The organism is Mesorhizobium maamorense (assembly GCF_044998965.1).
Taxonomy (GTDB): domain Bacteria; phylum Pseudomonadota; class Alphaproteobacteria; order Rhizobiales; family Rhizobiaceae; genus Mesorhizobium.
Genome location: NZ_CP173356.1, coordinates 4,974,184 through 4,999,254, shown reverse-complemented (window position 1 = coordinate 4,999,254; position 25,071 = coordinate 4,974,184). Strand labels below are relative to the sequence as shown.

The 25,071-nt window shown below is 63.8% G+C and carries 22 protein-coding genes and 1 pseudogene; 18 read left to right on the top strand and 5 right to left on the bottom strand.

From position 1 onward, the window contains the following. Window positions 1–410: 410 nt before the first annotated feature. Window positions 411–872, top strand: a complete 462-nt coding sequence (locus tag ACIU1A_RS24955) for a L,D-transpeptidase (protein WP_404925521.1) — start codon at window positions 411–413, stop codon at window positions 870–872. A gap of 152 nt (window positions 873–1,024) precedes the next feature. Here ACIU1A_RS24955 and ACIU1A_RS24950 read toward each other — a convergent pair whose 3' ends face one another. Both ACIU1A_RS24950 and ACIU1A_RS24945 read right to left on the bottom strand, forming a co-directional pair. Next, complete coding sequence (locus ACIU1A_RS24950) at window positions 1,025–4,108, bottom strand: efflux RND transporter permease subunit (RefSeq protein ID WP_404925520.1); 3,084 nt, start codon at window positions 4,106–4,108, stop codon at window positions 1,025–1,027. After that, the gene (locus tag ACIU1A_RS24945) at window positions 4,105–5,418 is read right to left on the bottom strand and encodes an efflux RND transporter periplasmic adaptor subunit (RefSeq protein ID WP_404925519.1); all 1,314 of its coding nucleotides are present in this window, start codon (window positions 5,416–5,418) and stop codon (window positions 4,105–4,107) included. Before ACIU1A_RS24945 ends, ACIU1A_RS24950 begins: the two co-directional genes overlap by 4 nt. A 145-nt stretch (window positions 5,419–5,563) precedes the next feature. Here ACIU1A_RS24945 and ACIU1A_RS24940 point away from each other — a divergent pair, with 145 nt between their 5' ends. The 8 genes and pseudogenes from ACIU1A_RS24940 to ACIU1A_RS24905 all read left to right on the top strand — a co-directional run bounded on the left by ACIU1A_RS24940 (window position 5,564) and on the right by ACIU1A_RS24905 (window position 12,843). Next, on the top strand, window positions 5,564–6,133 hold the full coding sequence (locus tag ACIU1A_RS24940; protein WP_140517913.1) for a TetR/AcrR family transcriptional regulator: 570 nt from the start codon (window positions 5,564–5,566) through the stop codon (window positions 6,131–6,133). A 14-nt stretch (window positions 6,134–6,147) separates the two neighbouring features. Then, window positions 6,148–6,399: pseudogene (locus ACIU1A_RS24935) on the top strand (inorganic phosphate transporter); the annotation flags it as partial. A 138-nt stretch (window positions 6,400–6,537) separates the two neighbouring features. Further along, the gene (locus ACIU1A_RS24930; protein WP_404925518.1) at window positions 6,538–7,326 is read left to right on the top strand and encodes a 3-hydroxybutyrate dehydrogenase; all 789 of its coding nucleotides are present in this window, start codon (window positions 6,538–6,540) and stop codon (window positions 7,324–7,326) included. Window positions 7,327–7,605: 279 nt separating this feature from the next. After that, window positions 7,606–8,934, top strand: a complete 1,329-nt coding sequence (locus ACIU1A_RS24925; protein WP_404925517.1) for an NAD(P)H-dependent oxidoreductase — start codon at window positions 7,606–7,608, stop codon at window positions 8,932–8,934. Window positions 8,935–8,936: 2 nt separating this feature from the next. After that, window positions 8,937–9,965, top strand: a complete 1,029-nt coding sequence (locus tag ACIU1A_RS24920; protein ID WP_404925516.1) for a thiamine pyrophosphate-dependent dehydrogenase E1 component subunit alpha — start codon at window positions 8,937–8,939, stop codon at window positions 9,963–9,965. Continuing rightward, the gene (locus tag ACIU1A_RS24915; RefSeq protein WP_404925515.1) at window positions 9,965–10,963 is read left to right on the top strand and encodes an alpha-ketoacid dehydrogenase subunit beta; all 999 of its coding nucleotides are present in this window, start codon (window positions 9,965–9,967) and stop codon (window positions 10,961–10,963) included. Before ACIU1A_RS24920 ends, ACIU1A_RS24915 begins: the two co-directional genes overlap by 1 nt. 2 nt (window positions 10,964–10,965) lie before the next feature. After that, window positions 10,966–12,360 (top strand): pyruvate dehydrogenase complex dihydrolipoamide acetyltransferase, encoded by a 1,395-nt coding sequence (locus tag ACIU1A_RS24910; protein WP_404925514.1) that lies wholly within the window; start codon window positions 10,966–10,968, stop codon window positions 12,358–12,360. A 114-nt stretch (window positions 12,361–12,474) separates the two neighbouring features. After that, window positions 12,475–12,843, top strand: coding sequence for a hypothetical protein (locus ACIU1A_RS24905; RefSeq protein ID WP_140500628.1), 369 nt, complete (start codon window positions 12,475–12,477; stop codon window positions 12,841–12,843). Between the two features lie 18 nt (window positions 12,844–12,861). On the opposite strand, the gene ACIU1A_RS24900 is transcribed toward ACIU1A_RS24905, so the two are convergent. Further along, window positions 12,862–13,839: a sugar-binding transcriptional regulator gene (locus ACIU1A_RS24900; protein WP_404925513.1), complete on the bottom strand. Its 978-nt coding sequence runs from the start codon at window positions 13,837–13,839 to the stop codon at window positions 12,862–12,864. 263 nt (window positions 13,840–14,102) lie between these two features. On the opposite strand from ACIU1A_RS24900, the gene ACIU1A_RS24895 reads away from it, so the two are divergent. The 6 genes from ACIU1A_RS24895 to ACIU1A_RS24870 all read left to right on the top strand — a co-directional run bounded on the left by ACIU1A_RS24895 (window position 14,103) and on the right by ACIU1A_RS24870 (window position 21,086). Further along, window positions 14,103–15,089 carry an ABC transporter substrate-binding protein gene (locus ACIU1A_RS24895; protein ID WP_404925512.1) on the top strand — a complete coding sequence of 329 codons (987 nt, stop codon included), beginning with the start codon at window positions 14,103–14,105 and terminating at the stop codon, window positions 15,087–15,089. 77 nt (window positions 15,090–15,166) lie between these two features. After that, window positions 15,167–16,870 (top strand): ABC transporter permease, encoded by a 1,704-nt coding sequence (locus tag ACIU1A_RS24890; RefSeq protein ID WP_404925511.1) that lies wholly within the window; start codon window positions 15,167–15,169, stop codon window positions 16,868–16,870. Continuing rightward, window positions 16,858–17,934, top strand: coding sequence for an ABC transporter ATP-binding protein (locus ACIU1A_RS24885; protein ID WP_140666472.1), 1,077 nt, complete (start codon window positions 16,858–16,860; stop codon window positions 17,932–17,934). Before ACIU1A_RS24890 ends, ACIU1A_RS24885 begins: the two co-directional genes overlap by 13 nt. Next, window positions 17,934–19,100 (top strand): MBL fold metallo-hydrolase, encoded by a 1,167-nt coding sequence (locus ACIU1A_RS24880; protein WP_404928012.1) that lies wholly within the window; start codon window positions 17,934–17,936, stop codon window positions 19,098–19,100. The genes ACIU1A_RS24885 and ACIU1A_RS24880 overlap by 1 nt, the downstream gene beginning before the upstream one ends. Next, the gene (locus ACIU1A_RS24875; protein WP_404925510.1) at window positions 19,097–19,852 is read left to right on the top strand and encodes a 5'/3'-nucleotidase SurE; all 756 of its coding nucleotides are present in this window, start codon (window positions 19,097–19,099) and stop codon (window positions 19,850–19,852) included. The genes ACIU1A_RS24880 and ACIU1A_RS24875 overlap by 4 nt, the downstream gene beginning before the upstream one ends. A gap of 187 nt (window positions 19,853–20,039) precedes the next feature. Continuing rightward, window positions 20,040–21,086, top strand: a complete 1,047-nt coding sequence (locus tag ACIU1A_RS24870) for a DUF930 domain-containing protein (RefSeq protein ID WP_404925509.1) — start codon at window positions 20,040–20,042, stop codon at window positions 21,084–21,086. A 9-nt stretch (window positions 21,087–21,095) separates the two neighbouring features. On the opposite strand, the gene ACIU1A_RS24865 is transcribed toward ACIU1A_RS24870, so the two are convergent. Together ACIU1A_RS24865 and ACIU1A_RS24860 are read right to left on the bottom strand one after the other, a co-directional pair. After that, window positions 21,096–21,770, bottom strand: coding sequence for an HAD family phosphatase (locus ACIU1A_RS24865; RefSeq protein WP_140897029.1), 675 nt, complete (start codon window positions 21,768–21,770; stop codon window positions 21,096–21,098). An 82-nt stretch (window positions 21,771–21,852) separates the two neighbouring features. Beyond that, the gene (locus tag ACIU1A_RS24860; RefSeq protein ID WP_404925508.1) at window positions 21,853–22,494 is read right to left on the bottom strand and encodes a hypothetical protein; all 642 of its coding nucleotides are present in this window, start codon (window positions 22,492–22,494) and stop codon (window positions 21,853–21,855) included. Window positions 22,495–22,685: 191 nt separating this feature from the next. Between ACIU1A_RS24860 and ACIU1A_RS24855 the strand changes: the two genes are divergently transcribed. From ACIU1A_RS24855 to ACIU1A_RS24845, 3 genes are read left to right on the top strand one after another with little or no spacing between them, the layout of a single operon-like run. Continuing rightward, a complete protein-coding gene (locus ACIU1A_RS24855; protein ID WP_140517924.1) occupies window positions 22,686–23,123 on the top strand; it encodes a transcriptional regulator GutM in 438 nt (145 codons plus the stop codon). A 52-nt stretch (window positions 23,124–23,175) separates the two neighbouring features. Next, on the top strand, window positions 23,176–23,943 hold the full coding sequence (locus ACIU1A_RS24850) for a PTS glucitol/sorbitol transporter subunit IIC (protein ID WP_404925507.1): 768 nt from the start codon (window positions 23,176–23,178) through the stop codon (window positions 23,941–23,943). Between the two features lie 16 nt (window positions 23,944–23,959). Next, the gene (locus ACIU1A_RS24845) at window positions 23,960–24,964 is read left to right on the top strand and encodes a PTS glucitol/sorbitol transporter subunit IIB (protein ID WP_404925506.1); all 1,005 of its coding nucleotides are present in this window, start codon (window positions 23,960–23,962) and stop codon (window positions 24,962–24,964) included. The last annotated feature ends 107 nt before the right edge of the window (window positions 24,965–25,071 follow it).

The following is a 25,071-nucleotide window of genomic DNA, read 5'->3' as shown; positions in this document are numbered from 1 at the left end:
CGCCGTTAATGGCTGCTGCTGCGATGCTGATCCCGAGAAACCAGGACCGCATGTTCGTTTTCGTTCCCGTGGTCGTTGCCGTCTGCTTTCGTTACGTCAACTCTGCCGGCGGCCTGTATCCGCTTCATGCCGCCGAAAATGCGCTTTGTTGCAGATTCTGTTTCGAAATAGGGCTCCAACCTTTCAAGTCTGGCCAATCCGAACTTTCGTTTCGGGCTGGATACCTATGTGCCTACTCCTGTCCAGGGTGACAGCGTCAATGTCCGCCATTTGGGAACTTTGGCCCGTTAACCAGAGGAAACATATTCGAAACACAAACGAGCATTTCACGAAATCTCTCCGAAACATGATGCATCGATAAGCCGCTCATCGAATTTGGGGCCGGCCAGCCCGGCAGAGAGAGGGACATCATGCATACTGCTATTTCCGCCAAGCTCATCAACATCACCGCCGCTGCCCTGACGGGTGCGGCGCTTCTGTTCGGCGCCGGCACGGGTACCGCGCATGCCGCCAACAAGATCGTGGCGCGCGTCTCGCTTTCGCAACAGGTCATGGAAGTCTCGGTCGACGGCCGCCCGGCCTTCGCCTGGAAGGTTTCCACCGGCGACAGGGCGCATGTGACGCCGACCGGCTCGTTCAAGCCGACGCGCATGCATGAAATGTGGTATTCGAAGAAGTACGACAACGCGCCGATGCCGCATTCGGTGTTCTTCAGCGGCGGCTATGCGGTGCACGCCACCTATGCCATCAAGCGGCTTGGCCGGCCGGCCTCGCATGGTTGCGTGCGGCTGCATCCCGACAATGCCGCCGATTTCTACCAGCTCGTCGAAACCTTCGGGCCGGCCAACACCAGCATCGTCATCGTCAAGTAGCTGGCTGGCAACGGATCGGCACAGCAGCCATATCCGTTCAGGGCTCCCGCCGGAACATTTTCCCGCGGTAATCGAGCACAGCCAAAAAAGAGGCCGGGACGTTTCCGGCCTCTTTTTTGTTAGTTTTTGTTAGTTCGGCAATGCCGTTTCCATCAGCTCGGCAATGCCGGCATCAATTTGGGATCCGGCTTCTCGGCCAGCTGGGGCAAGTCCTTGCTGGCAATGAAGGTATAGAACATGGGCACGACGAAGAGCGTGAACATGGTGCCTACCAGGATGCCGGTGAAGATGACCAGGCCCATCGAATAACGGGCCGCGGCGCCGGCGCCGCTGGACGTGATCAGCGGCACCACGCCAAGCGCCATCGCCGCCGTCGTCATCAGGATCGGCCGCAGCCGCACCTTGGCCGAAGCGATGATGGCGTCGCGCCGCCGCATACCGTGGATCTCGCGCTGCTGGTTGGCGAACTCGACCAGCAGGATGCCGTGCTTGGTGATCAGGCCGATCAGCGTGATCAGTCCGACCTGCGTGTAGATGTTGAGTGTGCCGAGGCCCAGATTGAGCGGCACGATGGCGCCGAAGATCGACAGCGGCACCGCCATCATGATGATCAGCGGATCACGGAAGCTTTCGAACTGCGCCGCCAGCACCAGATAGATGACGATGACGGCCGCACCGAAAGCGATCAGGATCGTATTGCCCTGTTCCTTCTCCTGCCTGGACTGGCCCGAATAGTCGATGAAGAAGGTGTCGGGCAGGTTCTCCCTGGCGATGTCCTCGAGGACTTTCAATCCATCGCCCGTGGTGACGCCGGGCAGCGGCAGCGCCGAGATCGTGGACGAATTCAGCTGGTTGAACTGCTCGATGGCGGCCGGCGACGCATTGGTCGAGATCTTCACCACCGCCGACAGCGGCACCATCTCGCCCGTTACGCTGCGCACGAAGTACTCGCCGAGTTTTTCGGGATTGTCGCGGAATTCTTTCCGCACCTGCGGGATGATGTCGTAGCTGTTGGAGTCGCGGTCGAACTGCGCCACTTCGGCGCCGCCGACCAGCAGCGTCAGCGTCCGGCCGATATCGGCGATCGGCAGGTTCAGCGCCGCGGCGCGGTCGCGATCGATGGTCACCGTCACCTGCGGCGCGTCATAGGCCATCGAATTCTGCACGACGATGAAGCGGCCGGAGGCCTGTGCCTTGTTCTTGATCTTCTCGGCCACGTCGTACACTTCCGAGGAGTCGCCGGTCGATCGCACCACCAGGGCGATGGGCAGGCCGCCGCCGGAGCCCGGCAGCGTCGGTGGCGCAAAGACGAAGGCCTGGACGCCCGCCACCTTGGCGAGACGGGCTGTGATGTCGGCCTGCAGCTCCTTCGAGTTGCGCTTGCGCTCCGCCCAGTCCTTGAAGGCGAAACCGACGAACGCACTGTTCGTCGTACCGCCGAACGCGACGGCCGAGAACTGCGCCCGCGTTTCGGGAATATCCTTCACCAGACCGAGCATCTGGTTGACGTAAGTCTCGGTGTAGTCGGATGTCGCGTAACGCGGCGCCGTTACAAGCGAGAGCAGGAAGCCCTGGTCCTCTTCCGGCGCCAGTTCGGTCGAGGTCTTGGTGAACATGAAGCCGGTCACCCCGACAAGCGCCAGCACGATGATCAGCGTCAGCGGGCGATAGTTGAGCGACCCGGTGACGGCCCGCTCATAGACGTGCTCGACCCGCGCGAAAGTGCCGTCGACAATGCGCTGGAAACGGCCTGGCGTGCCGGACTTCAGCAGGCGCGCCGACATCATTGGCGTGATGGTGATGGCGATCACGCCCGACAGCACCACCGAGCCCGCGAGCGTGACGGCGAATTCGCGGAACAGCGCGCCGGTCAGGCCGCCGGTGAAGGCCAATGGCGCGAACACCGCGGCCAGCGTCATGGTCATGGCAACGATGGCGGTGGCGATCTCGCGCATGCCGTTGAAGGCCGCCTGCATCGGCGACATGTGGTCCTCTTCCATGTGGCGGTGGATATTCTCCACCACCACGATGGCGTCGTCGACGACGAGGCCGATCGCCAGAACCATGGCGAGCAGCGACAGAAGGTTGATCGAATAGCCCACCGCGAACAACAGGAAACAGACGCCGATCAGCGACAGCGGGATGGTGACGATGGGCATCATCACCGAACGGAAAGAGCCAAGGAACAGAAGGATGACGACGACGACGATGGCAACAGCCTCGCCGATGGTCTTGAACACTTCGTCGATCGAGGCGCTGATCTGCCCGGTCGCGTCGTAGACGATCTCGATCGTCATGCCTTTCGGCAACGTCTCCTGAATTTGAGGCACCAGCTTGGTGAGCGCCGCCGCCGTGGTCAGAGGATTGGCAGCCGGGGTCGGGAAGATGGCGAGGAAGGTGCCTGGCTTGCCGTTGAAGGAAACCCTGGTGTCGGTGTTCTCGGCGCCCAGTTCGACGCGGGCGACATCGCGCAGCCGCACCACATTGCCGTCGGTCGAGCGCAGCGGCAGCTCGGCGAAGGCTTCCGGGGTCTGCAGCGTCGAGCGCACGGTGATCGAGGAGACGACATATTCGTTCTCGGTGCTGCCGGGCGCCGACAGGAAGTTGGAGTTGTTGATCGCCGTCAGCACTTCCGATGCCGTCACGCCGCGCGCGGCGAGCCTGACCGGATCGATCCAGACGCGCATCGAATATTCCTGGGCACCGAAGATCTGCACGTCGGCGACGCCTTCGACCGTCGACATGCGAGGCCTGATGACGCGTTCGATATACTCGGTCAGCTGCTCCTTGGTCATGTTCGGGTTCTGCATCGAGATGTACATCATCGCGAATTGCTGGCCCGTGCCCTTGACGATGACGGGATCCTTGGAGGCGTCCGGCAAGGTGCCGCGCACGCCCTGGACCTTGGACAGCACTTCGGTCAGCGCGACGTCCGGGTTGGAGCCGAGCCTCATCTGCACCGTCACGGTGCTGGAGGACGGTCGGCTCGACGACGTGACGTAATCGATGTTCTCGGTCGAGGCGACGGCCCGCGCGATCGGAGCGGAAATGAAGCCCTGGATCAGGTCGGCGCTGGCGCCCGGATAGGCCGTCGTGATGGTGATCGCGGTTTCGTCAACCTTCGGATACTGGCGGATCGACAGGCTGAATATGCCCTGGAAACCCAGGAGCAGGATCATGCATGCAAGGACCGTGGAGAGGACGGGCCGGCGAATGAAGAGATCGGAAACGCTCATTGCTGGTCGGCCTGCTTGTTCGCCGATTTGGTTGGGTCGATGGTGTTGTCGACGTTGACGGACATGCCGTTGAAGAGGCGATTCTGACCTGCCGTGACAACCTCATCGCCCGCCTTGAGGCCCTCGACGATCTCGACCATGCCCTCGATGCGGCGGCCGGGCTTAACGAATACCTGCGACAGAACCAGGGCAGGCTGCTCGCCCCCTGCGGTCGGCTTGGCCTGATCGGCGGCGGCCTTGTCCGCTGGTTTTGCCGCATCGGCGGCAGGCTTCGCGGCTTCGGCCGGTTTGGCATCGGCCGCGGACTTGGCGTCCGCCGGCTTGTCGGTCGCCGCCGCGGCGGGGTTTGTCTCCGGCTTGGTCGGCTGCGCCTCGGCGGGCTTTGCCGGGTGCACCACGAATATGTAGTCGCCATAGAGGCTGGTGGTCAGCGCCGTCTGCGGCAGCGCCAGCACATTCTGCTCCTCGGGCAGTTCGACACGCACTTGCACGAACTGGCCGGGGGTCAGCTTGCCTTCGGGATTGGCGACTTCCGCCCGGATGTTCACCAGCCGGCTGGACGGGTCGATCTTGGGATCGATACCGCGAATGGTCCCGGCAAAAGGCATGTCGCCGCCGCTGAGGCCCAGCCGAACCGTCTGCCCGATTTTGAGCAGCGGCAGTTGCTGTTCGGGAACCGTGAAGTCGACCCGCATCGTGTCGAGATCCTGCAGCGTCACCACGGCGGTGCCGGGCGCCAGATATTGGCCTAGATCGATCTTCGGGATGCCGACGGTTCCAGCAAAGGGCGCCGTCAGCTGCTTCTGGTCGAGCACTGCCTGAAGCCTGTTGACCTGGGATGCCGAGGCGGACGCGGCCGCACGTGCGGTGTCCAAGGTCGAGTCCGAGCCGACACCGCGCTTGGTCAGTTCGAGTGCACGGGTCAGCGATGTCTGATCGAGCGCCGCCTGCGCCTTCTGTGCCGCGAGATCGGCACGCTCTACGGCGTCGTCGAGCTGCAGCAGCACCGCATTGGCCGCCACTTTCTCGTTGGCATGGAAGGGGATCTCCTTGACGATGCCGGCGGTCTCAACCGTCAGGTCGACACCGCGCACGGCGCGGACCGTGCCGATCGCCTCGATGCCCGGCGTCCAGTTCGACGGCTTGACGATAGTTGTCGACACGGTTGCCGCTGGCGGCTTCATCGTGGCGAAATACTGCTTGATGCCGTTGTCACGCAGGAAATTGAACCCGACGATGCCGCCGACCACGATGACGAGCACGGCCAACACAACAATGATGATAACGAAACGGAGTATGCGCTTGAACAAGGAAGTCCCCTCAGTCGAAATCCGGCGCGAAGCGCGGATATCGGGACACATATCGACTGCGGGCCCCGATTTCAAATGACCGCGGTCTTACTGTACCGTCTGGACGGTCTTGTCAATTGGGCCTAAGCTTGCGATGGGAGGCGCCATGAAAGCCCAACGAACGAACTCGCGCGAGAGGATTCTCGCTGCGGCGGCGGACGTCGCACGGGAATCCGGCCCCGGTAGCCTGTCCCTGGATGCCGTCGCCAGCCGCGCCGGCGTATCGAAGGGCGGACTGCTCTACAATTTCCCGACCAAGGCCAAATTGATGCAGGGCCTGGTCGAAGGCTATCTGCGCGAGTTCGAGCAGGCGCTGGAGACCGCCAGCAGCAACGACAATGGCGCAAATCCGCTCGCCGTCTACATCAGGCTTTCGGCCAAGGATTGCGAGGACAAGCAGCCATCGGCGTCGTGGATATTTTCGGCGATCGCCGAGGATCCGGACTTCATGTCGCCGATAAAGACGTTCAAGCGACAACTCTTCCAACGACTGAAGAGCGAGACGCCGGATCTCAAGTCCCTGCTGGTCTGCTATCTCGCCATCGAGGGCCTGCGCAGCATGAATCTGTTCGACGCGGATGTGCTTTCCCCAGACGAGCGGCAATTGCTGGTGTCGTCGCTGCTGGAAATCGCCGGATCGCCCGATGTCGGTCCTGCCCGGGCCAAGCGACCCTGACGGACCATCAGGGCCATTTGACCTATGGCTAGGGCGCCGCGGCCGAACTCGTCGCCATGGTGACCATCGGCATGGCCGACAGGCTCGGCCTGCCGGTGTCGACGACCCATGTGCTGTCGTCCGGCATCGCCGGAACCATGGCCGCCAATGGCTCGGGCCTGCAATGGTCGACGGTGCGCAACCTGCTGCTGGCCTGGGTGCTGACGCTGCCGTGCTCGATCACGCTGGCCTTCGTGCTGTTCATCATCTTTCACCAGGTGTTCTGAGCCGGGGCAGGCACTTTCAGAAAAAAAGGCAGGCCGGTCGCCGGCGCTGCTTTTTCTCTTTGCGCGAGGCTCTGTCATTGTCATGCTGCGACGCACAATTATATCGTCATCTTCCCTCCCACTTCTCGCGAGATCGCCATGGCTTCCCTGTCTTCGAAAAACGCCCTCGTCACCGGCTCGACCAGCGGCATCGGCCTGGCTATCGCCCGCGCCTTCGCCGCCGAAGGCGCCAATCTCACCATCAACGGCCTGGGCGACGCCACGGCGATCGAGCAGGAGCGCGCCGGCATCGAGAAGGATTTCGGTGTCAAATGCCGCTACTCCGACGCCAACATGATGGACGGCGCGGCGGTCAGCGCCATGGTGCATGAGGCGGAAGAGGCGTTCGGCAGCCTCGACATCCTGGTCAACAATGCCGGGATCCAGCATGTCGCGCCGATCGAGGAATTCCCGGACGACAAATGGGAAGCGATCATCCGCATCAACCTGGTGTCGGCCTTCTACGCGATAAAAGCGGCGCTGCCCGGCATGAAGAGCCGCAAATGGGGCCGCATCATCAACACGGCTTCGGCGCATGCGCTCGTCGCCTCGCCGTTCAAATCCGCCTATGTCTCGGCCAAGCACGGCATATCAGGCCTGACCAAGACGGTGGCGCTGGAAGTCGCGCAGGACGGCATCACCGTCAACGCGATCGCGCCCGGCTATGTCTGGACGCCGCTGGTCGAGAAGCAGATCCCCGACACGATGCAGGCGCGCGGCATGACCGAGGAACAGGTCAAGCGCGATGTGCTTCTGGCCGCACAGCCGACAAAGGAATTCGTCACCGTCGAGGACCTTGCCGCCCTGGCGCTGTTCCTGTGCTCGGATTCAGCCAGGCAGATCACCGGCACGACCTTGCCGATGGACGGCGGCTGGACGGCACAATAGAGCCAGGCGAGGCGTTCTGTTCCTCGCTGATGCTGCAAGAGGCACAGCCCTTGGCGTCGGGACGCGCAAGCGCGTCTTGAGCCCGAACTTTTCCGGGCCCGAATGCGTCGAACCGTCGCGAGCCGTTTGGTTGTCGGATTTGCCGGTTTTCCCACCTTGCTCGTGATGCTGGAAAGGGTACAAAAGTGCTACGAATCTGGACATTAGTCTTGACAGAAATACAGATGTTCAATACCCGTCAGGTGATTGAATAGCAGCATTACGGGAGGAATGAGCGGTATGGCTTCCAATGTTTCGTTGACGGGCCTTGCCCGTGATCTCGAGGTGCGGGCCAAGTCGGGCAAGCCAATCCGCATCGGGCTGATCGGTTCGGGCGAGATGGGAACCGACATCGTCACCCGCGTCGCCCATATGTCCGGCATCGAGATCGGCGCCATTTCCGAGCTGAACCTGCCCGCCGCCAGCAAGGCCGTGGACATCGCCTTCCAGGAAACCGGGCATGCGCACGAAGTGTCGAACGCCTCGGCGATGACGGCCGCCATGGAGGCCGGCAAGGTGGCGGTCACCAACGACGCCAGCCTGGTCATCAACAATGACCTGATCGACGTCGTCATCGACGCCACCGGCGTTCCCGCCGTCGGCGCCGAGATCGGCTTGCGCGCCATGGAGCACGGCAAGCACCTGGTGATGATGAATGTCGAGGCCGACGTCACCATCGGCGCCTATCTCAAGAGCGAGGCCGACCGGCTCGGCGTCACCTATTCGCTGGGCGCCGGCGACGAGCCGTCTTCCTGCATGGAGCTTATCGAATTCGTCTCGGCGATGGGCCATCCGATCGTCGCCGCCGGCAAGGGCAAGAACAATCCGCTCAACATCGACGCCACGCCGCCCGACTATGAGGAAGAGGCCCAGCGCCGGCACATGAACGTACGCATGCTGGTCGAGTTCGTCGACGGCTCCAAGACCATGGTCGAGATGGCGGCGATCGCCAACGCCACCGGGCTGGTGCCCGACAAGGCCGGCATGCATGGTCCGGCCGCGACGCTCGGCGAGTTGTCCAAGGTGCTGGTGCCGCAGAAGGACGGCGGCGTGCTGTCGAAGGTCGGCGTCGTCGACTATTCGATCGGCAAGGGCGTCGCGCCCGGCGTGTTCGTCGTCGCCGACATGTCGCATCCGCGCATTTCGGAGCGCATGGAAGATTTGAAGATGGGCAAGGGGCCGTACTTCACCTTCCATCGGCCCTACCATTTGACCTCGCTCGAAGTGCCGCTGACCTGCGCCCGCGTCGTGCTCTACGGCAAGGCCGACATGGTGCCGCTGGCAAAGCCGGTGGCCGAAGTCGCAGCCGTGGCCAAGAAGGACATGAAGCCGGGCGAGAAGCTCGACGCGATCGGCGAATATTGCTACCGCGCCTGGATCATGACGGCGCCGGAAGCGCATGCCGCCAGGGCCATTCCTTGCGGCCTGCTGCAGGGCGGTTCGGTGACGGCGCCGATCAACAAGGGCGAGCTCATCACCTACGCCAATGCCGCCCCGGCCCCGGGTTCCAAGATCGCCGAACTGCGCGCACGCCAGGACAAGCTCGTCTACGGAACCGTGGAGGCGTGATCATGGCTGCAGCCAGCAAAGCCGTCGCGGACAGCCGCGCCAACCTGCCCTTCGTCTATCGCCAATACAGCGCCGAGCAGCTCAGAGAGGTGCTCTACAAGATGTACCTCATCCGCCGCTTCGAAGAGGGCGCGGAGGAGAGCTATACGCGCGGCCTCATCCACGGCACCATGCATCTGTCGATCGGGCAGGAAGCCAGCGCCATGGGCATCTGCATGCCGCTCGGCGAGGATGACCAGATCACCTCGACGCATCGCGGCCACGGCCACTGCATCGCCAAGGGCGCCGAGGTCAAGCGCATGTTCGCCGAGTTCTTCGGCAAGACCACGGGCTATTGCAAGGGTCGCGGCGGTTCGATGCATATCGCCGATGTCGCCAAGGGCAATCTGGGCGCCAACGGTATTGTCGGCGGTGGCATTCCGATCGCCGTCGGGGCGGCGCTCTCCTCCAAGATGATGAAGACCGGCAAGGTCGTGGTCTCCTTCTTCGGCGACGGCGCCAACAATGAGGGCGCCTTCCACGAGGCGCTGAACATGGCTGCGATCTGGAAGCTGCCGGTGATTTTCGTATGCGAGAACAATGGCTACGGCATGTCGACGTCGACGGCCCGCTCGACCGCGGTCAAGAACATCGCCGAGCGCGCCGCCGCCTATTCGATGCCCGGCGTCATCGTCAACGGCAACATTTTTTCGGAGGTGGCCGAGGCGTCCTACAGGGCCGTCGAGCGCGCCCGCGCGGGCGAGGGGCCGACGCTGATCGAGTCCAAGACCTACCGCCATCGCGGCCATTCCAAGAGCGACCGCAACCGCTATCGCACCAAGGAGGAGATCGAGGACTGGATGTCGAACCGCGATCCGATCACCCTGTTCGAAAGCGAACTGCGCGACTTCGGCTTCATCGACGAGAAGGGCATCGAGGCCATTCGCGACGCGGTGGCCAAGGAAATCGCCGACGGCATCGAGTTCGCCAAGGCAAGCCCCTCGCCTGATGTCAGCGAGACCGGAAATTACGTCTATACGGAGCAGGCGTGATGGACGCGATGGTGCGTGAACTGAGCTACGCCCAGGCGATCCAGGAAGCCATGGCGATCGCCATGGACATGGACGAACGCGTCTTCCTGATGGGCGAGGATATCGGCGTCTATGGCGGCGCCTTCCAGGTGACCGGCGATCTGGTCGAGCGCTACGGCGCGGACCGGGTGATGGATACGCCGATCTCGGAACTGGGCGGCGCGGGTGTCGCGGTGGGTGCGGCGCTTACCGGGATGCGGCCGATCTTCGAGTTCCAGTTCTCCGACTTTGCCACGCTCGCCATGGAGCAGATCGTCAACCAGGCGGCCAAGATGCGCTTCATGCTGGGCGGTGAGGTTTCCGTTCCCGTGGTGATGCGCTTTCCCGCCGGTTCCGGCACCGGTGCCGCCGCGCAGCACAGCCAGAGCCTCGAGGCCTGGCTCGGCCATGTGCCGGGCCTGAAGGTCATCCAGCCGGCGACGCCGCACGATGCCAAGGGCATGCTTTTGGCTGCCGTCGCCGATCCCGATCCGGTGATGATCTTCGAACACAAGCTGCTCTACAAGATGAAGGGCCCGGTTCCGGAAGGCTACTACACGGTGCCGATCGGCAAGGCCGATATCCGCCGCGAAGGGCGCGATCTCACCATCGTCGCCACCTCGATCATGGTGCAGAAGGCGCTCGACGCCGCGGCCGCGCTGGAAGCGGAAGGCATCGACGTCGAAGTCGTCGATCTCAGGACGATCCGGCCGATGGACAAGCAGACCGTCATCGACAGCGTCAAGAAGACGTCGCGGCTGATGTGCGTCTACGAGGCGGTCAAGACGCTGGGCATCGGCGCCGAAGTCAGCGCCATGATCGCCGAGAGCGAGGCGTTCGACTATCTCGACGCGCCGATCGTGCGGCTGGGCGGCGCGGAGACGCCGATCCCGTACAATCCGGAGCTGGAGAAAGCGACGGTGCCGCAGGTTCCCGGCATCATCACCGCCGCCCGCGACCTCGTGAAAGGGGTTCGCTGAGAATGCCGACCGAAGTCATTCTTCCCAAGGTCGACATGGACATGGCGACCGGACAGATCTCGCGCTGGTTCGCCGAGGAAGGCGCGCGGGTCAAGAAGGGCGACGTGCTGTTCGAGATCGAGACCGACAAGGCGGCGATGGAAATCGACGCGCCGGCCAGCGGCATCCTGCGCGATGTCTCCGGCAAGGAAGGCGTCGATATCCCCGTCGGCGCACCGGTCGCGTGGATCTATGCCGAGGGCGAGACTTATGCGCCAATCTCCCCCCTCGAGGGGGAGATGTCGGCGAAGCCGACAGAGGGGGTTGCCTCAGAAGGCACCGCCATCGCGCTGAGCCCGGTCGAACCGACCCCACCCGACCGGCCTTTGGCCGGCCACCCTCCCCTCGAGGGGGAGGGGAAAACCCGCGCTACACCCTTGGCGCGTCGATTGGCTCGTGAAGCAGGACTGAATCTCTCCGGCATACCAGGCACAGGCCCACATGGCCGCGTCGTGAAGGCGGATATCGATGCGGTACTCTCCTCCCACCTCGAGGGGGAGGTGTCCGCGACGCGGACGGAGGGGGTCGTCTCAGGAGGCACCGCTTTTGCGCCGAGCCCCGTCGAAGCAACCCCACCCGACCGGCCTGCGGCCGGCCACCCTCTCTTCAAGGGGGAGGGGGACGTGCTGCGCCTGTTCGAGGAAGGTTCCTACGAGCTGGTGCCGCACGACAATATGCGCAAAACCATCGCGCGCCGGCTGGTCGAGGCCAAGACCACCATCCCGCATTTCTACCTGACGCTCGACTGCGAGCTCGATGCGCTGCTTTCGCTGCGCACGCAGCTCAATGCGGCCGCACCGGTAAAGAAGACCGACAAGGGCGAGGCGCCCGCCTACAAGCTGTCGGTCAACGACATGGTGATCAAGGCGATGGCCATGGCCCTGAAAGCGGTGCCGGATGCCAATGCCTCGTGGACCGAAAGCGCCATGGTCAAGCACAGGCATGCCGATGTCGGCGTTGCCGTCTCGATCCCCGGCGGCCTGATCACGCCGATCATTCGGCATGCGGACGAAAAGACGCTGTCGGTGATCTCCAACGAGATGAAGGACCTGGCCAGCCGCGCGCGCAGCCGCAAGCTGAAGCCCGAGGAATATCAGGGCGGCACCACGGCGGTGTCGAACCTTGGCATGTTCGGCATCAAGGATTTCGCCGCCGTCATCAACCCGCCGCATGCGACGATCCTGGCAGTGGGCGCCGGCGAGGAGCGGGCGGTGGTCAAGAACGGCGAGATCAAAATCGCCACGGTGATGTCGGTGACGCTGTCGACCGACCATCGCGCCGTGGACGGAGCGCTGGGCGCCGAACTGCTGGTCGCCTTCAAGAAGCTGATCGAGAACCCGATGGGCATGCTGGTGTAGGTCACGTTGACGTGAGCCGGCGTCGAATGATGCGCCGGCTCACCACAGAATCGACTTGTCAGGCGCGAACCCTTCGCCCATGTTTCAGGTGGACTGTGATCAAGGGAGGTCCGCATGCCCGCATTCGATCCATCCGACGTCAAGACCCTGTTCGGCAAGGTGATGGGCGCGTCTCCGTCCGACATCAAGCTGGTGGCGCAGCGCCTGCACGATCACGCTTTCGAGCCGCGCATGTCGGCGGACGAAACCAAGCAACTCGTCGCCAGTCTCGGCTATGAGAGCCTGGATGCGTTCTGCGCCGACATCGGCTTGCCTGCGCATATCGCGGAGCGCTGGGGCCGCTTCGGCGTTTCCGGCGAGATGAAGCAGGTGTTCACGCTGCTGGCGGCCCAGCGCAGGCGGGTGGCCGAGGCGATCGCCGAATTCGAATCCATGACCCATGTCGGCGTCGAGGATTTCTTGCGCGAACGCGGCCTGATCTAAGCGGCACTGGAAGCAGCGTCAGCCAGCCTTTGCCAGCAGCGCCGTCGCCGTATCGCTGTCGGTGATCAGCACATTGGTGCTGACGGCCTTCAGCGCGGCGAGGATCGCGGCCACCTTGCGTTTTCCGCCGGCGGCCAGCACGACATTCGGCACCTGGCCGACGACATCGAGGTCGATGGCCATGACGCGGCCGTTGACTTCGTGGTCGACCAGCCTGCCTGAGGCATCGACGAAATAGCACAGCATGTTGGCGACCGCGCCCTTCGCTTTCAGCGACGCGATGAGCGACGACGGCACGATGCCGTGGCGGAAGATGGTCGCGTCCGGCGACATGTCGCCGACGGTAAGCAGCGCGATATCGGCGGCGGCAGCGCGCTGCCGCACGTCCTGCAGCGCCGGCTGCGCCCAGAGCAGGTCACGCAGCGAGGGGTCGTCGACCGTCACCGGCGCGGTGATCTGGTAGCTGTCGACCTCGAAGACATCGGCGACCTTGGCGGCGACGATCGACGGATTGATCCATTGCGAATGCGGCAGACTGCCGACGAGCGCCACGACCGAGGCGTGCTTCAGCTGCCGGCGGGCGAGAAAGCCCAAACTGGCATGCAGGGTCGCGCCGCCGCCGATTGCCAGCGTCATGCCGTCCTGCATCTGCTCGCCGAGATAGGCCGCCACGGCGTGGCCGATCGCCTTCTCCAGGTGGTCTTGCGCCGAAGGCGTCGGGATGACGACGGCGGCGTCGAGGCCCCAGCGCTTCTCGAGTGCACGTTCGAGCGCCACCTGTTCGGCGGTCGGCGCGTTGATCATGGTGACGACGATGCCCTCGGCCGTGCACGCGGCCAGCGTGCGCATGACCTTCACCCTGGAGACGTCGAGCTTCTCGGCGATCTGCTCCTGCGTGAAGCCCTCCACATAATAGAGCCACGCCGTCTTGACGTTGAGATCCGACGACACCATCGGCAATCCGGAGCGGGCCGGTCTCGGTTTTTCCACGGGCATCGCTTTTCGTCCTCATGAGCCTTGGCCTGGGCCCCGCATCGCCTCTTCGGAGAAAGGCCGGCCGCGTGTCAACTGGCACCGGATGTCCGGCGTGTCGATTGTTGCACAGTTTTGTTCATTTGTAATTGACATCGAACATATGAACATATTTTGTATATCTCACGCGCTGTGTCATCCACCAGTCATATGCGCCGTGCAGGGAGGAAGAGACAGGGAACCGGCCGGGGCCGGACCAGTCGTGCACAGACAGGACAGGAGGTCTTATGAAGACGCTATTCATCAAGCTGCTGGGAAGCCAGCTGGCGCTCGCGGCAACTTTGTTTGCCGGCATGGCAAGTGCCGAAACGTTGACGCTCTACACATCCCAGCCGGAAGCCGATGCGGCCAAGACTGTCGAGGCCTTCAAGAAGGCGCAGCCCGGCATCGACGTGGCAATCTATCGTTCCGGTACCAGCGACATTCTCACCAAGATGGCGGCCGAATTCGCCGCCGGCAGCCCGCAGGCCGACGTGCTGTTGATCGCCGATGCGGTCTCGATGGAGCTGCTGAAGAAGGACGGCCGGCTGCTGCCTTATCCCGAGGCAAAGCTCGACGGCATCGAGCCGGATGCTTACGACGCCGACAAGACCTATTTCGGTAGCAAGCTGATCACCACCGGCATCGTCTACAACACCGCGGCCGCCGAGAAGCCGGAACATTGGGCCGATCTCGCCAAGCCGGCCTATGCCGATGGTCTCGTCATGCCGAGCCCGCTCTATTCAGGTGCCGCCGCCTACCTGCTTTCGGGCTTCGTCGGCGATGCCGATTACGGCTGGGATTTCTTCCAGAAGCTGAAGGCCAACAACACCGTCAGCGTGCGCGGCAATGGCGCGGTGCTGAAGTCCGTGGCATCAGGCGAGAAGCCCTATGGCATCCTCGTCGACTTCATGGCGATGAACGCCAAGAAGAAGGGCTCGCCGGTGGAATTCGTGTTCCCCTCGGAAGGCGTGCCGGCCGTGACCGAACCGGTCGCGATCATGAAGACGGCCAAGAATGTCGACGGCGCCAAGAAGTTCGTCGACTTCATTCTTTCGGACGAAGGCCAGAAGCTGGCGCTTTCCATGGGCTACCTGCCGGCACGGTCCTCGGTCGGCCGGCCCGAATGGCTGCCGGAAGGCGTCAAGGTCAAGGTGATGTCGTTCGACACCAAGGCAATCGTCGCCAAGACCGACGCCGACAAGGCGAAGTTCTCGGAACTGTTCGGCGGCTGACAAGGCTCGGCGATCCGGCGGGATGCCGCTTCGGCGGCATCCTCACTGCGCGCTGGTCGAATTTCAGGAAAGCAACCATGCCATCAACGATCAGGGAAAGCCGGGGCCAGGAAATGGTCCTGACGGCGGCGGTAGCCGTCGTCATCGTGCTGCTGTCCCTGCTGCCGATGCTGCGCCTGATCAAGGAAATCGTGGCACCCGGCGGCATGGTGTCAACGATGGCCCTGGAGGCCGGACTGAGAAGTCCGGCGACCTGGATCGCCACTTGGCATACGCTTGTCGTCGGCATAGGCGGCACGGTGCTTGCCGTGCTGTCGGGAACGCTGGTGGCGGTGCTCATCACGCTGACCGACATACGTGGCCGAAGCGCGCTGGTGCTCTGCTACGTCATGCCGCTGATGATCGCGCCGCAGGTCACGGCGCTTGCCTGGCTGCAACTGTTCGGACCGGCCAGCCCGTTCCTCAAGCTGTTCGGCGCCGCACCGCCGCTGGGCACCAAAAACCCGCTCTATTCCACGTCGGGCATCATCCTGCTGCTCGGCGTGCAGTATGGCCCGCTGGTGTTCCTGCTGGTGCGCGCCGGCCTGCGCAAGCTGCCGCGCGAACTGGTCGAGGCGGCGCGAGCCGGCGGCGCGAGCTGGTTCACCGTGCTCGTCACCATCGTGCTACCCCTGATGACACCGTCGATCATGGCGGCAGCGGCACTGGCCTTCGTGTCCTGCGTCGGCAATTTCGGCATTCCCGCCTTTCTGGGCATTCCCGCCAATTATCTCGTGCTGCCGACCTTGATCTATCAAAAACTGGCCGGCGGCGGGCCGGCCGTGCTCGGCGAGACGGCGTTCCTGTCGGTGCTGATCGGCATCATCGCCATGGCCGGCATTGTCGCCCAGGAGGTCATGAGCCGGCGCCGCGACTACCGCATCAGCTCCACCTCGCTGCCCGCCGAGCCCTACGAGCTTGGCCGCTGGCGTCCGGTCGTCCAGGCCGGCATGTGGCTGCTGGTCGTACTGGTGTTGTTCCTGCCGCTGTTCGGGCTGGTGCTAACGTCGCTGGTTCCCGGCTACGGCATCGCGCTCAGCGCCAAGACGGCGACGCTCGACAATTACCGCTTCGTGCTGTTCGAGCACGCTGCCGCCAGCCGCGCCTTCTTCAACAGCTTCTGGCTGTCTATCGCCGCCGCCTTCTTCGCGGTCCTCGTCGCCGTGCCGATCGGCTATCTCATTGCCTGGGGCAAGCAGCGCTGGGTGCGGCTGCTCAATCTTTCGGTCGAACTGCCCTATGCCTTGCCCGGCGTGGTGCTGGCGATCGCATCGCTGCTGCTGTTCCTGCGGCCGATCCCGCTGACCGGCATACAGCTTTACAACACGGTCTGGATCATTCTCTACGCCTATCTCGCCCGCTTCCTGGTGCTGGCCTTGCGGCCGACGATCAGCGGCTATCACCAGATCGACCGGACGCTGGAGGAGGCTGCACAAGTGGCGGGCGCCGGCCTGTTCACGCGCATGCGCACCATCGTCTTTCCTTTGGTGGCGCCGGCGGCGATCGCCGGCGGCCTGCTGATCTTCATGACGGCGCTCAGCGAGCTCACGGTCTCGGCGCTGCTGTGGTCGTCGGGTTCCGAGACAATCGGCGTGGTGATGTTCTCGTTCGAACAGGGCGGCGATTCCAACTACGCGGCGGCGATGTCCGTCATCACGGTCGCGGTCACCTTCGTGCTGATGCTGGTGACCAACCTGCTTGCCCCTCATCTTCCGAGTGGAGTTCTGCCATGGCGCGATTGACCCTGGACCATGTGACCAAGAGCTTCGCCGAGTTCGATGCGGTCAAGGACGTTTCGATCGATGTCGGCGACGGCGAATTCCTTGCCGTGCTCGGGCCTTCCGGCTGCGGCAAGACGACGTTGCTGCGGCTTGTCGCCGGCTTCGAGAAGGTGACGTCGGGCGAAATCCGCGTCGGCAGCGAGGTCGTGTCGGGTGCAGGCGGCAGCGTTCCACCAGAGAAGCGGCGGGTCGGCATCGTCTTCCAGAACTACGCATTGTGGCCGCACATGACGGTCGCCGAGAACATCGGCTATTCGCTCAAGGTTGCAAAGCTGGACAAGGCGGTCGCCCGCCAGAAGGTTGCCGACGCGCTGGCCCTGGTCAATCTACAGGGGTTAGGAGACCGTAGGCCGGCCAACCTCTCCGGCGGCCAGCGCCAGCGCGTGGCCCTGGCGCGCTGCCTGGTCGCCGCGCCCTCGCTGGTATTGTTCGACGAGCCACTCGCCAATCTCGACGTGCATCTCAGGGCCTCGATGGAGGACGAGTTCGCCGCCTTTCACAAGCGCACCGGCACGACCATCGTCTACATCACCCACGATCAGGCCGAGGCCATGGCGCTGGCCGATCGCATCGCGGTGATGGATCACGGTCGCCTGGTCCAGCTCGCGACGCCGCGCGAGCTCTATCATGAGCCGGCGAATGAAATGGTGGCCTCCTTCATTTCACAGGGCATTCTGCTTCCGGCCGACGTGCTGAACGCCGAGGAAGCCGGTCATTGCAAGGTCCGGGTTCTCGGAACCGAGCTGGTCGTCCGCTGCCGGGCAGGCGAGCGGCCGCGCGCCGGCGCAAGGATCTGCTGCCGGTCGGCCGATCTCGACGTCTCGCCGGACGGCCCCGGCTTCGACGGCCTCGTCAAGCGGGTGATCTACCAGGGTGGCTCGGCGCGCATCGAATTTACGCCTTCCGCAGGACCTGATCTTACCTTGCATTTCGAGCAGCCCGACCCGGTCGTGCTGGAGAGCGGAGCCCAGGCGCGCCTGCGCATTAAGTCCGGCTGGGTAATCCCGGCGGAGGCGGCGTCGTGATGAAGCTGGACCTGGCCGGCGGCTTCGGCGAAAAGGGCCGCACCAGCGTTGCCGTCCGCAGCGGAAACGATCGCATCCTGCTCGATATCGGCATCAAGGTCGGGGCCACAGGGGCGGAGTACTATCCGGCACTTGACGGGTCGATCGCCGACATCGACGCGTTGTTTGTCTCGCATGCGCACGAGGATCACGTCGGTGCTCTGAGCTGGCTTTTGTCGCGCGGCTATGCCGGTCCGATTTTCATGACGGCCGAAACCCGCGCCGAGGCTCCGGCCACGCTCGCCGGCTATGCCGATCCCGGGGATCTCAAGCGATTTCCCTTTCCGGAAGATCGCATCGAGATTTTCGAACCCGGCGATTTGCTGAAGAGCGGCAATCTCACGGTCAGGACGGGGAGGTCGGGACATGTCGTCGGCGGCGTCTGGTTTGCCGTCGACGATGGCAAGAGCCGCGTCGTCTATTCGGCCGACGTGGTGCCGGACAGCAATGTCTTCGTGATGGATGCGATCCCCGAATGCGATCTTCTCGTTCTCGACGCTTCCTATGGCGCCGATCCCGTGTCGGGTGCGGCGCGCGCCGAGGCCATTTCGGGCTGGGTGGCGCGACATTCGAACGGATGCCTTCTGCCGACGCCGCTGTCGGGGCGGTCGCTGGAATTGATCGCGGCCTTGCCGGGGCCCTTCGCCATCCACGCCGGCATGCGTGCTTCGCTCGAAGCGCAGATCGCCGCCGCTTCAGCGCTGCTGCCTGGCGTATCCGAGATGCTGCGCTTGCGGCTGGGGAGTGCCGCAGACTGGACCGACGCCGACCCGCTGCCCTCGCTGCCCTTGCTGGCCGATGACGGCATGGGCGAGGCCGGGCCTTCGTCCCGCCTGCTGCCGCGCGCCGACCGGGCCGGCTTTCCGGTGTTGCTGACCGGGCATCTGCCCTCCGGCTCCCCCGGCGATCTGCTGCACAAAGCCGGCCGGGCGGACTGGGTGCGCATGCCCACCCACCCAACGCTGTCGGGCAATGTCGATATCTGGGAGAAGGCAGGGCGCCCGGAGGCGCTCGGTCATTCCTGCGCGAGCGAACTCCTCGACGATCTGAAAGCCCATATTCCGTCGCTGCGCCCGCAATGCCGCACCGGCCAGAGCATAACGGTGCGCCGAGGAAAAGAGACATGAGACTCCTGATCTGCAACGATGACGGCATCGAGGCGCCGGGCCTTGTCCGACTGGTCAAGGCGGCCGGCGGCCTGAGCGACGATTTGTGGGTGGTGGCACCCGACGGCAAGCGCACCGCCGCGGGCGCATCGCTGACGATCGCGCGGCCGTTGACCATGCGGCGCGTCAAGCCCGGCTGGTATTCGTGTTCCGGCACTCCGGCCGACTGCGTGGTGAGCGCGATGGCCTGGCTGTTCGCGGATGGCCAAAAGCCCGACCTGGTTCTAGCGGGCGTCAATGACGGGCGCAACGTCGCCGAGGACCTTGCCTATTCCGGGACGCTGGGTATTGCGCGCGAGGCGACATTCTGGGGTATTCCGGCGATCGGCTTTTCCCGGGTGAAGAATCCGGACTTCAGCGGTGTCGACGACGAGTGGCTCGGCGCGTTGATCGCCTCGCTCTGGCGGTCGCGTGAAGAGTGGGCGGCGGATGGCCATTGGCTCAGCATCAACCTGCCGGCTTCGCTGCCGGCCGGGATTCGGCAGCCGCGCATCGGCCGCGACAAGATCGGCCGCAAGGCTGAAATCCTGGAGAGTGACGGCGATCGCACTGTCATCGCAGTCCCGCGCGGGCGCGCTCACGCAAGTGAGCCGGGCGACGAGAACGAGGCGATCGATGCCGGCTTCGTCAGCATCAACCGGCTGAACTGGTTTGGCGAAACGCGGCTGGACGGACGGTTTCTGGACGGGATCCAGTCCCAGCGGCAAGGCTAGTCTTTGGCCACAGAACTGGGTTGCCGCGAATATTCAGGACGGCACGGCCGCTCGTCCAGTCGCGCCAACGCCTCGACGGCGGCGCAGCGACACGGTTTTCCAGATCACCGAGCTGTGCAGCGGTTAAATTGCGTCAATCCAAAGCCGATGCTTGAAGCCGCCGCTATTTCATTCCACATCGGTCAGCATGAAGGACGAGGCACGAGAGCGGCGTCGGGATCTGTTGTGGGCGCTGCCCGCATCGCTGATCCTGCATGCGCTCCTCGCAGCGCTGGTGTTCTACAACCTGCCGAGGCCAGCCCAAGAGCCGCAGCAGGACCAGCCGGTAAATGTCGCGCTCGTGCCTCCGCCCGATCAGCCAAAACCGAAACCTGCTCCCGCAACGCCAAGGGAACCCAAAGCCGAGAAGCTGCCGGAAACGAAGCCTAAAGAACCGCCTACGCCCGAAAAGCAGCCGCGCAAGACGCCGCCGATCGAGACCTTGAGACCTGTCTTTCAGTTCGGCGACAAGGACGCCGGCCCCAGGAAATCCTTGGACGGAGCCAGCGCTCAAGACAGTTCGCCAGCGCCTGCCAAGGAGGAGACGTCGAAGCCGCCCGTGACGCCTGAGCCTGCGGAGGCCAAATCTGACGCGCCGGCGGCTACCGAGAAGCCGGCAGAGTTGCCCGGGGCCGACAAGCAAACGGCCGCGGCACCGCCGTTGGCCGCCGATGACGGCGACACTGAGGTCGAGCTTCCCATATCGGCTGAAAAGCCGACGCCCAAACCCGCAAATGCGCCGAAGCCCGGCTCTTCAAAGGTCTCGAAGTCCCCCAAGGGGAGCGCGGGAGACCCAGCTTCCCCTGATGTCGCCAGTGCCGCGTCGCGTCGCTATTCCGGGCTTCCGGGCGTTCGCAAGCTCTATTCGCAAGACGCTACCGGCGATGCGCTGGCCACGACCTCGATGGGCGGCGTGCCGCGCGCCCAGCGTGGTGCCAAACTTTGCGCCAGCGCATTGCAGCAGCAATTGCTGGACGCCTCTTATTTCCCCGACTTGATCCCAAGCGTGCCGCTGAAGGCCGGCAATATTCTCAACGCCCCGGATGTCGCTTTCCGCGCGACGGGCACGTGGTACCATCTGGGCTTCCGCTGCGAGGTCGACAGCGATGTGACCAGGGTTTTGTCGTTCGGCCTACGTGTCGGATCTGTAATCCCGCCCGACGAATGGGTTCGGCTTGGACTACCCACTCGCTAGAACAAGCTCTTAGGCGGGGACACCGAGCCCGGACAATTGCCGGCTGATCTCTTGCCAGTCGGTGCAGACGAAATCGGCGCCGGCCGCCTTCAGTCGCGCGCCATGCTCGGGATAGGTGTGGCCGCCGCCGGTGTAGCCGATCGCCGTCATGCCGGCGGCAACCGCGCCCTGGATACCGAAGGGCGAATCCTCGATGACGATGCAGTCCGCCGGATTGGCGCCCATCTTTGCCGCGGCGAACAGGAAAATGTCCGGCGCGGGCTTGCCGTTCTTAACCATCGAGGAGCTGTAAATTGCGTCGCCGAAGAACCGTGCCAGCGCCGTCACTGCCAGGCTGTGGTTTATGCGCTCGACGGAGGACGAGGAGGCAACGCAGCGGTCGCCCTCAAGCGCCTCCAGAAACGCGGCGATTCCTGGTGTCGGCTTCAGTTCCTGCGAAAACAGGATCCTGGTCTCGGTCCAGATGTCGCCGTCCGCCGCCGCCGGAAACTGATGGCCGGTCAATTCCCTGATTTTGACGATGATGTCGGACTGCTTCATGCCGATGCACTGGGCGATGATGCCGCCGTGCACGCCCGGCATGCCGTGCTTTTCATAGACGCGCTCATAGGCCTTGGCGGCCAGCGGTTCGCTGTCGACGAGAACGCCGTCGCAATCGAAAATGATAGGCCTTGATCGCGCCACGCGCTTCTCCCCGGAGTTTTGCACTTTGCTACCGGCAAAAAGTCAAATGTTCAATAGCGTGGTGGTCGGGCGCCAAAATCTGTCAAAGCTGGCGTAGCGCATCGCTGGCCCGGGCCGACCCAAGCGCCCTTTGCATGGCCTGCCGCGATTGCGCGCGGTCCGGCGTGATCCAGTTCGGTTCGGCGCCAAGGAAGCGGTCGAGGAAAGCCACGGCATAGGCCGGCATCTCGGTCACGTTCTCGCGATAGGACCACCACGTGCGCAGGTCGTCGGCGCATTTGTCGATGCTGGGCGCTGAGCCGAATTCCTGCTCGTAGATCGCCGAAATCACCGAAACGCAATAATTGGTGTAGAGGAACCCCTCAGGCCAGAAGCGGACGATTTCCAGCGTGCCGGCATTCTGCTCGGTCTCGACGAGATGGCTGAGGTCGGAGACTTCCCTGGCCGGCGCCTGCCGTATCAGTTCGCGCAGCACGAGGCCGGCGGCAAAGACGATGAAGTCGGCGCGGTCGATCGCGGCGAAACGCTTCTGCGCCTCCATGATCTCGACCCAGTCGAGAAAAGCCCTTGTGAGCCTGGCTTCGTCGATTTCAAAACGCACGCCGAATGTGTCGGACACCACCTTGGCGCTGCCGCGAAACGTGGCGCGAAACCAGCGCAATTGCCGCAACCGATGGCGAAGGTCGGGCATAAGGGCCAGTTCATCCCTGAAGGGCAGTTCCATTTCACATATCCCGTTTGACGACAGGCTAGCACAACCGTGCCGTCGCCGAAATCGGCCGACGGCCTGTGGATGACCATGACCGAGGTCAATATCATACATATTGACATTCCCGGAAACAAATGTTCTCACTTTGCTGTTGTCGCGCATCCGTCCAAGATGCGGTTCAATGAAGGCCTCGGGAGGAGAACCGAATGGCGATTTGGCAGTGGGGACTGCTTCTGCTGGTTATCGTGTGGGCGCTGCAGTCGCTCGGCGTCTGGCTGCAGATGCGGCACTATTCGGACGTCTTCCGGGGCGTCACCGACCAGTACAAGGATGGCTTCGTCGGGGCCGGCAATTTTCGCGGCCGGCTGGCCAAGGGCACCATCGCGCTCGTCGTGGTGACGCCGGACCTGATCGTGCGCCGCATGATGGTCATGAGCGGGCGCTCGGTGTTCACCAAATTCAAACGACATCAACAATTCGAGGGTGTTCCCCTCGATCAACTCCGGTCCAACCCTGCGATCTTGGGGGAGGGGGAACCCGGTGTGGCCGAGGCCGTGAAACGGGCGATTGAACAGATCGACAAAGCACGGTCGGAGCCGGGGAAGAAGCCGGGCTTGTCCGGCTTGAACGTAGCAAGGGCCTAGAGGACGCCGCGCACCGGCCGGAATCAACCGGCGGGCGGCATAAGGAGGAGAAATGTCTGTATTTTCGTTATTGGCGCAGCATGCCGACATGGCCGTGCAAAACCTGCATGTTGCAGGCACCATGGTCTCGGATGCTGCCTGGCATGGCAGGCTCGGCGTCGAGCATGCCACCGATCATCTCGTGGTGTTGGCGCAGGCGCAGACCGACAGCGCGCCTGTCACCGCCGATCAGCTGAAGGAACAGCTGAAAAACGTGCAGCAGGAAGAGCAACTCGGCTGGCTGACCGCAATCGGCAAATACTTCATCGGCATCTTCCAGAAAGGCGGCGAAGTGTTCGCCGGCTTCGTCACCGGCATCATCCCGACACTGGTGGTGCTGATGACCGCCTTCTACGCCGTCACCGAACTGGTCGGCGAGGAGCGCGTCCACGGCCTGGCACGCGGCGCCGGCAGGATCGCGCTGACCCGCTATACACTGCTGCCTCTGCTGGCGGTGTTCTTCCTCACCAATCCGATGGCTTACACCTTCGGATCGTTCCTGGAAGAAAAGCACAAGCCCGCCTTCTATGACGCGGCTGTCTCCTACGTGCATCCGCCGCTCGGCCTGTTCCCGCATATCAACCCCGGCGAATACTTCGTCTGGGGCGGCATGCTGGTCGCGTTGCTTGACCTCGAGAAGCGGGGTGTCGTCGCCGGAGGTTATCACGTCAAGGTGGCGATCTGGTACGCCATCGTCGGCCTCGTCGTCATCCTGCTCAAGGGCATGCTGACCGAGCGCATCACCGCCATCATGGCACGCCGCCAGGGCATCGAGCTGTAAGGGCGGGGAGGACATCATGGCCAAGACATACAAAGCCGTAAGGATCTCCCGGGGCTCCACAGGCTGGGGCGGCCCGCTCGTCATCGAGCCGACCGCACAGCGCGACAAGATCGTCTCCGTCACCGGAGGCGGCATCCATCCCGTGGCACAGCTCATCGCCGACATGACCGGCGCCACGGCCGTCGACGGCTTCAAGGCGCCGCCGATCGAAAGCGAGATGGCGGTCGTCGTCGTCGACTGCGGCGGCACCGCACGCTGCGGCGTCTATCCGCGCAAGCGCATCCCGACCGTCAACCTGACGCCGGTCGGCCAGGCTGGGCCGCTCGCCCAGTTCATCACCGAGGACATCTACGTTTCGGGCGTGAAGCCGGCCAATGTCACGATGGCGGACGGATCCGAGGCGGTCACCACTGCGGGGGGAGCAGCATCGATGAGTCCAGGCAACAACACCGCGGCCGCGGCACCACAGCCGCTGCCGAGCGAAGGCGGGCTGATCGGCCTGATCAGCTCGATCGGCCGCGTCATGGGCCGCGTGGTCGGCATCTTCTTCAATGCCGGCCGCCGTACGATCGACCAGGTGGTGCGCAACGTGCTGCCGTTCATGGCCTTCGTGACCATGCTCATCGGCCTGATCCTGTACACCGGCATCGGCGACGTGCTGGCCCAGCCGATGGGACCGCTCGCCAACAACATCGTCGGCCTGCTGATCATCTCGGCTATCTGCGGCCTGCCGTTCCTGTCCCCCATCCTGGGACCGGGTGCGGTCATCGCGCAGGTCATCGGCGTCGCCATCATCGGTCCGCAGATCGCCAACGGCACGATTTCGCCGGCGATGGTGCTGCCGGCGCTGTTTGCCTACAACACCCAGGTGGGCTGCGACTTTGTCCCGGTCGGCCTGGCGCTCGGTGAAGCCAAGCCGAAGACGATCGAAATCGGCGTTCCGGCGGTTCTCATCAGCCGCCAGATCATGGGCCCGGTCTCGGTGCTGATCGCCTGGGTCGTCAGCCTGATCGTGTTCTAAGCAAATTCCGGGAAAGCCTAAAACGGCTTTCCCGGGAAAAGGCGCGTAGCGCTTTCCCTGGGAATTGCGCCAAAGCACGGAGATAGAGGGGTTCACGGGGTCCGTGA

Excerpts from the sequence above, each read along its gene's own strand:
- ACIU1A_RS24845 (WP_404925506.1), top strand. The coding sequence starts at position 23,960 with ATGGCCAAGACATACAAAGCCGTAAGGATCTCCCGGGGCTCCACAGGC.
- ACIU1A_RS24925 (WP_404925517.1), top strand. The coding sequence starts at position 7,606 with ATGGCTTCCAATGTTTCGTTGACGGGCCTTGCCCGTGATCTCGAGGTG.
- ACIU1A_RS24880 (WP_404928012.1), top strand. The coding sequence starts at position 17,934 with ATGAAGCTGGACCTGGCCGGCGGCTTCGGCGAAAAGGGCCGCACCAGC.
- ACIU1A_RS24955 (WP_404925521.1), top strand. The coding sequence starts at position 411 with ATGCATACTGCTATTTCCGCCAAGCTCATCAACATCACCGCCGCTGCC.
- ACIU1A_RS24950 (WP_404925520.1), bottom strand. The coding sequence starts at position 4,108 with ATGAGCGTTTCCGATCTCTTCATTCGCCGGCCCGTCCTCTCCACGGTC.
- ACIU1A_RS24920 (WP_404925516.1), top strand. The coding sequence starts at position 8,937 with ATGGCTGCAGCCAGCAAAGCCGTCGCGGACAGCCGCGCCAACCTGCCC.
- ACIU1A_RS24895 (WP_404925512.1), top strand. The coding sequence starts at position 14,103 with ATGAAGACGCTATTCATCAAGCTGCTGGGAAGCCAGCTGGCGCTCGCG.
- ACIU1A_RS24885 (WP_140666472.1), top strand. The coding sequence starts at position 16,858 with ATGGCGCGATTGACCCTGGACCATGTGACCAAGAGCTTCGCCGAGTTC.
- ACIU1A_RS24905 (WP_140500628.1), top strand. The coding sequence starts at position 12,475 with ATGCCCGCATTCGATCCATCCGACGTCAAGACCCTGTTCGGCAAGGTG.
- ACIU1A_RS24875 (WP_404925510.1), top strand. The coding sequence starts at position 19,097 with ATGAGACTCCTGATCTGCAACGATGACGGCATCGAGGCGCCGGGCCTT.
- ACIU1A_RS24870 (WP_404925509.1), top strand. The coding sequence starts at position 20,040 with ATGAAGGACGAGGCACGAGAGCGGCGTCGGGATCTGTTGTGGGCGCTG.
- ACIU1A_RS24910 (WP_404925514.1), top strand. The coding sequence starts at position 10,966 with ATGCCGACCGAAGTCATTCTTCCCAAGGTCGACATGGACATGGCGACC.
- ACIU1A_RS24930 (WP_404925518.1), top strand. The coding sequence starts at position 6,538 with ATGGCTTCCCTGTCTTCGAAAAACGCCCTCGTCACCGGCTCGACCAGC.
- ACIU1A_RS24850 (WP_404925507.1), top strand. The coding sequence starts at position 23,176 with ATGTCTGTATTTTCGTTATTGGCGCAGCATGCCGACATGGCCGTGCAA.
- ACIU1A_RS24860 (WP_404925508.1), bottom strand. The coding sequence starts at position 22,494 with ATGGAACTGCCCTTCAGGGATGAACTGGCCCTTATGCCCGACCTTCGC.
- ACIU1A_RS24890 (WP_404925511.1), top strand. The coding sequence starts at position 15,167 with ATGCCATCAACGATCAGGGAAAGCCGGGGCCAGGAAATGGTCCTGACG.
- ACIU1A_RS24915 (WP_404925515.1), top strand. The coding sequence starts at position 9,965 with ATGGACGCGATGGTGCGTGAACTGAGCTACGCCCAGGCGATCCAGGAA.
- ACIU1A_RS24855 (WP_140517924.1), top strand. The coding sequence starts at position 22,686 with ATGGCGATTTGGCAGTGGGGACTGCTTCTGCTGGTTATCGTGTGGGCG.
- ACIU1A_RS24900 (WP_404925513.1), bottom strand. The coding sequence starts at position 13,839 with ATGCCCGTGGAAAAACCGAGACCGGCCCGCTCCGGATTGCCGATGGTG.
- ACIU1A_RS24940 (WP_140517913.1), top strand. The coding sequence starts at position 5,564 with ATGAAAGCCCAACGAACGAACTCGCGCGAGAGGATTCTCGCTGCGGCG.